The organism is Microcystis aeruginosa LEGE 91341 (assembly GCF_015206885.1).
GTDB classification, from domain to species: Bacteria; Cyanobacteriota; Cyanobacteriia; order Cyanobacteriales; family Microcystaceae; genus Microcystis; species Microcystis aeruginosa_H.
The window spans coordinates 23,480-30,005 of record NZ_JADEXY010000048.1 but is presented as its reverse complement, the minus strand read 5'-3'; the positions used below and the strand labels follow the sequence as shown (position 1 = coordinate 30,005).

The window sequence follows — 6,526 nt, the reverse complement described above, 5'->3', positions numbered from 1 at the left end:
CTTCATAATTCATAATTCATAATTTCCTCCCCCCATCTCCCCATTCCCCCATTGCCCTTGAATCTGTTAAGATCAAGGCCAGTTAGCCTTAAAATCTTCGGTGTGAGCAAACCATGAAAAACCATATTAAAAAAATTGCTAGTTGGAGCGCGATCGCTACTATTTCCCTTGGCTTAGTAGAAATGAACCGAACAGCGATCGCATTTGGCAACAATAATCAATTTAGTGCCTGTATCAGTCACATTGTCGGCACGGGGGTGAGTCCCGAAGATGCCGCCACCGCTTGTTCAGAAGCATTAATTCCTAAAGAATTATCCCGGTGTGTGGTGATGATTAAATCCAAAACTCCGATTAATGGTAATCTGGCTCTGCAAGCTTGTTTTCAAGTGCGTCGTCCCATCGACCTAGGTCACTGTGTGGTCGATATCCACCGCGCTGCCCCCTTGTTTGCCGCTAATTCCCTCAAACAAACGGAAACAGCCAAGGAACCCGATAAATTAGGGATTTCTCAACAGATTTTAGATTCCTGTCGTCAAAGTTTATTACCGGGGCGCTTTTCTCAATGCGTTATCGCTGTCAGTCGTGGTGTGGACAAAAATAACCCCTCCCAAGCTTTACAAACCTGTTTAAGTGCCGAGGATTTCCCTAGAGATCTATTCCCCAGTTATCCCCAAAATCAAGACCAGAGACCTTAATCAAGATTATTTGGCTCTCTTATTTTGGGAATATACGGAAGAACCAGAAAACGTTAAATATTGAACCATCAATCAGACGAGTTCGGCGGCTTAGGAAAGGTACACTTAACCGTAATATTTAAATTACTTTTAGCGGTTCCTTTAGTAATATAAGGGATTCCTACCTCGCCGCCGATTTCGACACCAAATTGTAAAGTGACTTCCTCAATGTTAGCAATGGCTAAATTGCGAAAAGCGTTTAAAGTGTAAGTAGTGTAAGTACGAATTGTATCTTCAATTGTCTGAAAATTCTGCAAAATTTGCTGTTTATCTGGTACAGTAATTACCCCTTTAGCAACTCTTCCCTCGGTTTTTACCGTCTCGGTCGGAATTTCCAGGTCATCGGTGGACTCTATATAAATTAGAGTGTTTTCGTCAATTTGGATCGGAGTTAGTCGAGTCATAAATAATGCAAAAATTGAAAATTAACTTTTTTCTTAACTATTTCTTGGCTCTCCCGTACTTGTGATGATAAGAAAAGATTATCTAAGAGAGGGCGTATGCTTTCCTTGCAGTTTACCAAAAAATAACCTAACATAAAAAACATTTCTATCCCTTGCTGACTGCTTATGGCTCGCTACGCCCTTGTCATCGGCATTAACGATTACGATAACCGAAATTTCCTACTATCTTTGAGCAAACCCGCCAAAGATGCAGAAGCTGTTGCTCAATTCTTGGAGAAGACCGGGACATTTGCCAATGTAGAACGCCTACCCCATCGCTGGATTGCCGCAGAAAAACGCTACGAAGTTGTTCCAGGAAAGGTGACGGGGAATGAAGTCTTGCAGGCCTTAAAGCAAATCTTATCGGGAGAGCAGACCAAAAATCAAGAAGTCTTGATCTACTTTTCAGGACACGGGTTTCGCCTGATCAATCGCATCGGTGACGGGGAAGCCTATCTCGCCACCTCCGATAGCCAACCCGAAGGCAAAAATGCCATTTCTTTAGACCGAGAACTCAATCCTTTATTACGGCGTTCTAGTTTGAGTAATCTGGTAGTAATGCTAGACTGTTGCCATGCGGGGGCGTTATTGCCCGAAAATCGGGAATTAAATCGCACTTTGCTAGAACCTAGCCTCTCAGCATTTAATGAGAAGCAAGATTACTTCCTAATCACCGCCTGTCGGTCAGAACAGGTGGCTTGGGAAGATGAGGAATACAGCCTATTCACCGCCGCTTTACTGAAGGGATTGTCCCAAAAAGAGGCGGACCCAAAAACGGGAGAAATTAGTGCCGATCGCTTGTTTGATTTTGTTTCGCGGGAATTGCGAGGGAAGGGTCAAGAACCGATTCGCATGGGAGTTGGGCGATCGCTAATTCTGGTCAAATATGGGGCGCAACCTCAAGTTAAAGAAGTGAAACCGTTACTAGATGAGAATGGAAAATTGCGCTGTCCCTATCAAGGATTGCTGGCGTTTACTAAGAAAGAACGTGATTTCTTCTTCGGACGCAAGCGAGTGGTAGAAGACATCAAATCTAAGCTAGATCGGCTAAATTTTGTCCCTCTGATTGGTGCTTCTGGAAGTGGTAAATCTTCGGTAGTTCTGGCAGGATTGATTCCTTGGTTGGAAGAGTTGGGATGGCAAATTCTCGAACCCATCAAACCTGGATTTAAGCCGTTAACAATGTTGGAAAGCCTGCTGTTACCCTATTTTCGAGATGATCAACCATTGCTAGATCAATGTATCAATAATCAAGACAGCGAAGGTTTAAAACCGCTATTAGAACTTTTTCCCCGCGAACATAAATTTTTGCTGGTGGTGGATCAGTTTGAGGAATTATTCACTTTTGCTCTAGCAGAACAGCGCGATCGCTTTATTGAATTGATTACTCAAGTTGCCACAATTTCTGACTCTCCTCTGGCAGTTGTTGCTACCATGAGGGCGGATTTTATTGAACCCTGCTTGGGTTACGATTCTCTGCGACAAATAATTCAAAATAACGCCGAATACCTGCCAGATCTAAGGGGATTAGATTTGATAGAAGCTATTACGGAACCAGCCAAACTACAAGGCTATGAAGTTACGAAAGAATTGCTCAATAAAATCCTTGAAGATATTAAACAAGAACCAGGATTTTTACCCTTATTAGAGTTTGCTTTAACCCAGCTTTGGCAGAAACGAGATGAGGCAAAACATCGGCTGACTTTAGATACTTATGAGGCGATAGGTGGGATAGTAGGAGCGTTAAATTGTCAAGCTGATAAAGTTTACGAATACAAAGATTATGAAAAAGACTTACCACAGCAGAAGCGAACGGAAGCAGAGAAAGCTTTAATCAAGCGAATATTCTTGAATCTTCTGCAAATAGGAGATGGGGAAAAAGATACCAGATTGCGTCAATCAAAAGCCGTTATCTTGTCTCTAGCTGGAGATAATCAAGAAGGACAAAAAGTCTTAACAGAACTAATTGACGGTAAACAAGGATTAGTGAAAGGTCGCCTTTTAGTGACGGGAAAAACTGAACGAGAAGAAGAAGCTTGGGTAGATTTAGCCCATGAAGCTTTAATTGAAAAATGGGACGAACTGAATCAGTGGCGAACCGAAAATCGACAGGGAAGAGAATTAGCCAAACAGGTGGATAAAGATGCCCAAAACTGGAAAAAAAGTAACAAATCTCAGGATTATTTGTGGTCGGGTGACAAGTTAGCAGATGCCGAGAAAATTCTGCAAGAATATAAAGACACGGTGGAGACTACGAAATTGGCTAAAGAGTTTCTCCAAGCTAGTATTCAGGAGGAATTACGCTCCTATCTGAGAAGGCCAGATATTGATAATTTAGACTGTGAAGCCTTAGAAAAAGAAGCAGCCAACAAATCATTTTTAAGCCGAGAAAAGTTAATAAACTTACTTGAAAATGAGAAGGAAAAAGCACAAATAAGGCTGTCAGCTTCCTGGTTGCTGAAGCAGTGGGGAGAAGAGGTTCCTATCTGGACAGCAGAGGTTGATAAGGAAGGAAAAATTGCCCTCTCAATCATTGCAGAAAACGACCTACCAGCCACAGTAATCGAGGAGTTAGAAAGTGGAATAAACCTAGAAATAGTGGAAGTTCCCGGCGGTGAGTTTTGGATGGGTGCTTCTGAAGGAGAAGAAGGGGCATATCCAAATGAACGCCCGCCACATAAGGTCAAGATTTCTCCCTTCCTGATAGGCAAATATCTGGTAACACAGGCGCAGTGGCGAGCAGTGGCTTCTTTACCTAAAATTAAACGGGATCTCAACCCAGAACCTTCACTCTATAAAGGAAATAGCTGCCGACCAGTGGAACGTATTAGTTGGCACGATGCGGTGGAATTCTGTGAGAGACTATCGCGCTGGTCTCAGAAAAAAGGGAAAGGCTATCAATACCGTTTACCCAGTGAAGCAGAGTGGGAATATGCTTGTAGGTCAGTTATCAGTGAAGAATCAATTCAAAATCCGATTTATCCGCCCTATCATTTTGGGTGGAAAATTGACCCCGCTTTGGCAAATTATTCACAAACCGCTTGTGCAAGGACGACAACCGTAGGCAGGTTTCAAATCGTAAATGCCTTTGGACTTTATGATATGCACGGGAACGTTTGGGAATGGTGTCTAGATCCTTGGCATGATAACTATAAAGACCCGCCCAATGACGGTCGGGTATGGGATGAAGGAAAAGAAGAATTGTATCAAGATATATCAAAAAATCTTGATGTGTTGTTACAAGACAATAGAGATCATGTCGTACATGGCGGGTCATGGGGCAGCCGTCCCTGGGCTTGCCGTTCTGCGGTTCGCGACAACGTCGCTTTCCCCAGCGATGCCTACGGTTTTCGGGTGGTTGCGTCGTCGAGGACGATTTATTCAGTGAATAGTTAACAGTTAACAGTTATCAGTTATTGCTTGTGCCAAGGCTCTGGCTTGGCATAGAATATTTCTAAATCGACAATTTAAAATGCAAACAGTGTGATTTAAGGTTGAAAAATTTATGTCCCAAGTTATTAGTACCCGACTCCCCGATCGCACAGCAGAACGACTTAAACAGTTAGCCCGCCAATTAGGAAAAACTCCTAGTGAAACCAGCGCAATTTTAATTGAGGAATCTCTCAGAGAAAGCGAGTTCCCCTATATTGAATTTCGCCAGTCTCCTTTGGGGCGACAACCCTATCTCAAAAACTCCAGTTTGGCTCTCTGGGAAGTCATGCAAATTGCTCAAAGTTACGCGCTAGATGAACAAAAAACGGCGGCACATTTCCATCGTCCCTGCGAATGGGTCCGCTCTGCTTTGCTCTATGCTGAAGCTTATCAGTCAGAAGTGGAAAAGGCGATCGCCCAGTCTCAAACCCTCAATGAAACGACACTCAAACGACTTTTACCCCAATTAGAAACAATTACGGTTTCTCCTGATTCCCTGTGGGTGAGTGGGGAATAGCTAAAATGCTATCTTTTTTATATGGATAGAATGCGAACTGAATCAGGTGTAACTAGATTTACCCTTACTCCTAGTCAAGAAGACATGAAGAAATTAGAAGAATTTCTCAAGGCAAAAATGGATAAATAAAATCAATTTAACTTGCTTGTACCAAGGTTCTGCCTTAATGTATGCTTCAGGTAGAACCTGGGAACGAGATGAAAAAGACGAATCACCGATTCTTCATTGAGGAGGTTATTTTAAGATGGATAGGTTAGAAAAAATGAGAAAAATTATTATTGAATCTCTCCGTTATTATGCAAACTTGCGCTATGCTACTGGAGAGGTAAACCGCCTCCTCATTATTGACAAAGACTCTGATAACTATCTAATTCTCTTAGAAGGTTGGGATAACCGAGAAAGAGTCCATGGCTGTTTACTTCATTTACAAATTATTAATGGTAAAATCTGGATACAACGAGACGGAACCGAAGACGGTATTGCCACTGATTTATTAGCCGCCGGTATTCCTAAAGAGCAAATTGTCCTTGCCTTTAAACCCGAACATATTCGACCCTATACTGAATTTGCTGTAAAATAAGCTATAGAATGAAATTCTAGAAGGTTATGAGTATGGTTCCGGTATCCAACGGGCAATCAGCTGTTATTCGTACAGAGCGTGGATTGACAATCGCCGGTACGCGAATTACCCTTTATGATGTTATGGATTACCTAAAGGCTCAGTATCCCCCCAAGCTGATTCGTGAAAAACTTGGTCTTAATGATAGACAGATTGATTCAGCCCTAGCATACATTGAGACCCATTGTACTGAGGTTGAAGCCGAGTATCAAGAATGCTTGCAGACAGCGACAGAAATTCGTCAATACTGGGAAGAGCGAAATCGTGAGCGATTTGCCAAGATTGCGGCGATGCCCCCTAAGCCTGGTCAAGAAACCATTCGTGCGAAGCTTCAAGAGTGGAAAGCACGCATTGAATCTCAATCATGAACTTCCTGATTGACTACAACTTAACGGGCGATGTTGTTTTATTCTGGGGAACCCTCTCAGCAGAAGGATGGCTTGATCTTTTGCCCATCCGCTTCTTCACCTTTCAGGATGTTGGATTGCCGATGGATAGTAGTGATCGGGTTGTTTGGCAATTTGCTCAAAACACTCAGATGATTTTAATTACAGCAAATCGAAATATGAAAGGAATTGATTCGCTCGAACAAACCATACGTGAAGAAAACACACCCGCTTCCCTGCCAATTCTGACAATTGGAAACCCTGATCGCTTTGATGAAAGTAGTTATCGGCAAAGATGTGCTACCCGCTTGATTGAGATTTTATTTGATCTAGAAAACTATATGGGAGTCGGTCGAATTTTCATCCCATAAGACTGTTGTTGAAAAGCATTCTTC

General features: G+C 42.5%; 7 protein-coding genes. 6 read left to right on the top strand and 1 reads right to left on the bottom strand.

From position 1 onward, the window contains the following. The first annotated feature begins 113 nt into the window (after positions 1 to 113). The gene (locus IQ234_RS09535; protein ID WP_193956912.1) at positions 114 to 695 is read left to right on the top strand and encodes a hypothetical protein; all 582 of its coding nucleotides are present in this window, start codon (positions 114 to 116) and stop codon (positions 693 to 695) included. Positions 696 to 763: 68 nt separating this feature from the next. Here the strand turns inward: IQ234_RS09535 and IQ234_RS09530 are convergent, their stop codons facing one another. Next, complete coding sequence (locus tag IQ234_RS09530) at positions 764 to 1,138, bottom strand: CU044_2847 family protein (protein WP_193956911.1); 375 nt, start codon at positions 1,136 to 1,138, stop codon at positions 764 to 766. Between the two features lie 165 nt (positions 1,139 to 1,303). Here IQ234_RS09530 and IQ234_RS09525 point away from each other — a divergent pair, with 165 nt between their 5' ends. The 5 genes from IQ234_RS09525 to IQ234_RS09505 all read left to right on the top strand — a co-directional run bounded on the left by IQ234_RS09525 (position 1,304) and on the right by IQ234_RS09505 (position 6,502). Beyond that, on the top strand, positions 1,304 to 4,573 hold the full coding sequence (locus tag IQ234_RS09525; protein WP_193956910.1) for an SUMF1/EgtB/PvdO family nonheme iron enzyme: 3,270 nt from the start codon (positions 1,304 to 1,306) through the stop codon (positions 4,571 to 4,573). Between the two features lie 109 nt (positions 4,574 to 4,682). Continuing rightward, positions 4,683 to 5,126: a transcriptional regulator gene (locus tag IQ234_RS09520; RefSeq protein ID WP_193956909.1), complete on the top strand. Its 444-nt coding sequence runs from the start codon at positions 4,683 to 4,685 to the stop codon at positions 5,124 to 5,126. A gap of 244 nt (positions 5,127 to 5,370) precedes the next feature. After that, positions 5,371 to 5,706 carry a XisI protein gene (locus tag IQ234_RS09515; RefSeq protein WP_079208784.1) on the top strand — a complete coding sequence of 112 codons (336 nt, stop codon included), beginning with the start codon at positions 5,371 to 5,373 and terminating at the stop codon, positions 5,704 to 5,706. A 32-nt stretch (positions 5,707 to 5,738) separates the two neighbouring features. Continuing rightward, positions 5,739 to 6,113 carry a DUF433 domain-containing protein gene (locus tag IQ234_RS09510; protein WP_193956913.1) on the top strand — a complete coding sequence of 125 codons (375 nt, stop codon included), beginning with the start codon at positions 5,739 to 5,741 and terminating at the stop codon, positions 6,111 to 6,113. After that, positions 6,110 to 6,502: a DUF5615 family PIN-like protein gene (locus IQ234_RS09505; RefSeq protein WP_002758893.1), complete on the top strand. Its 393-nt coding sequence runs from the start codon at positions 6,110 to 6,112 to the stop codon at positions 6,500 to 6,502. Before IQ234_RS09510 ends, IQ234_RS09505 begins: the two co-directional genes overlap by 4 nt. Positions 6,503 to 6,526 lie beyond the last annotated feature (24 nt).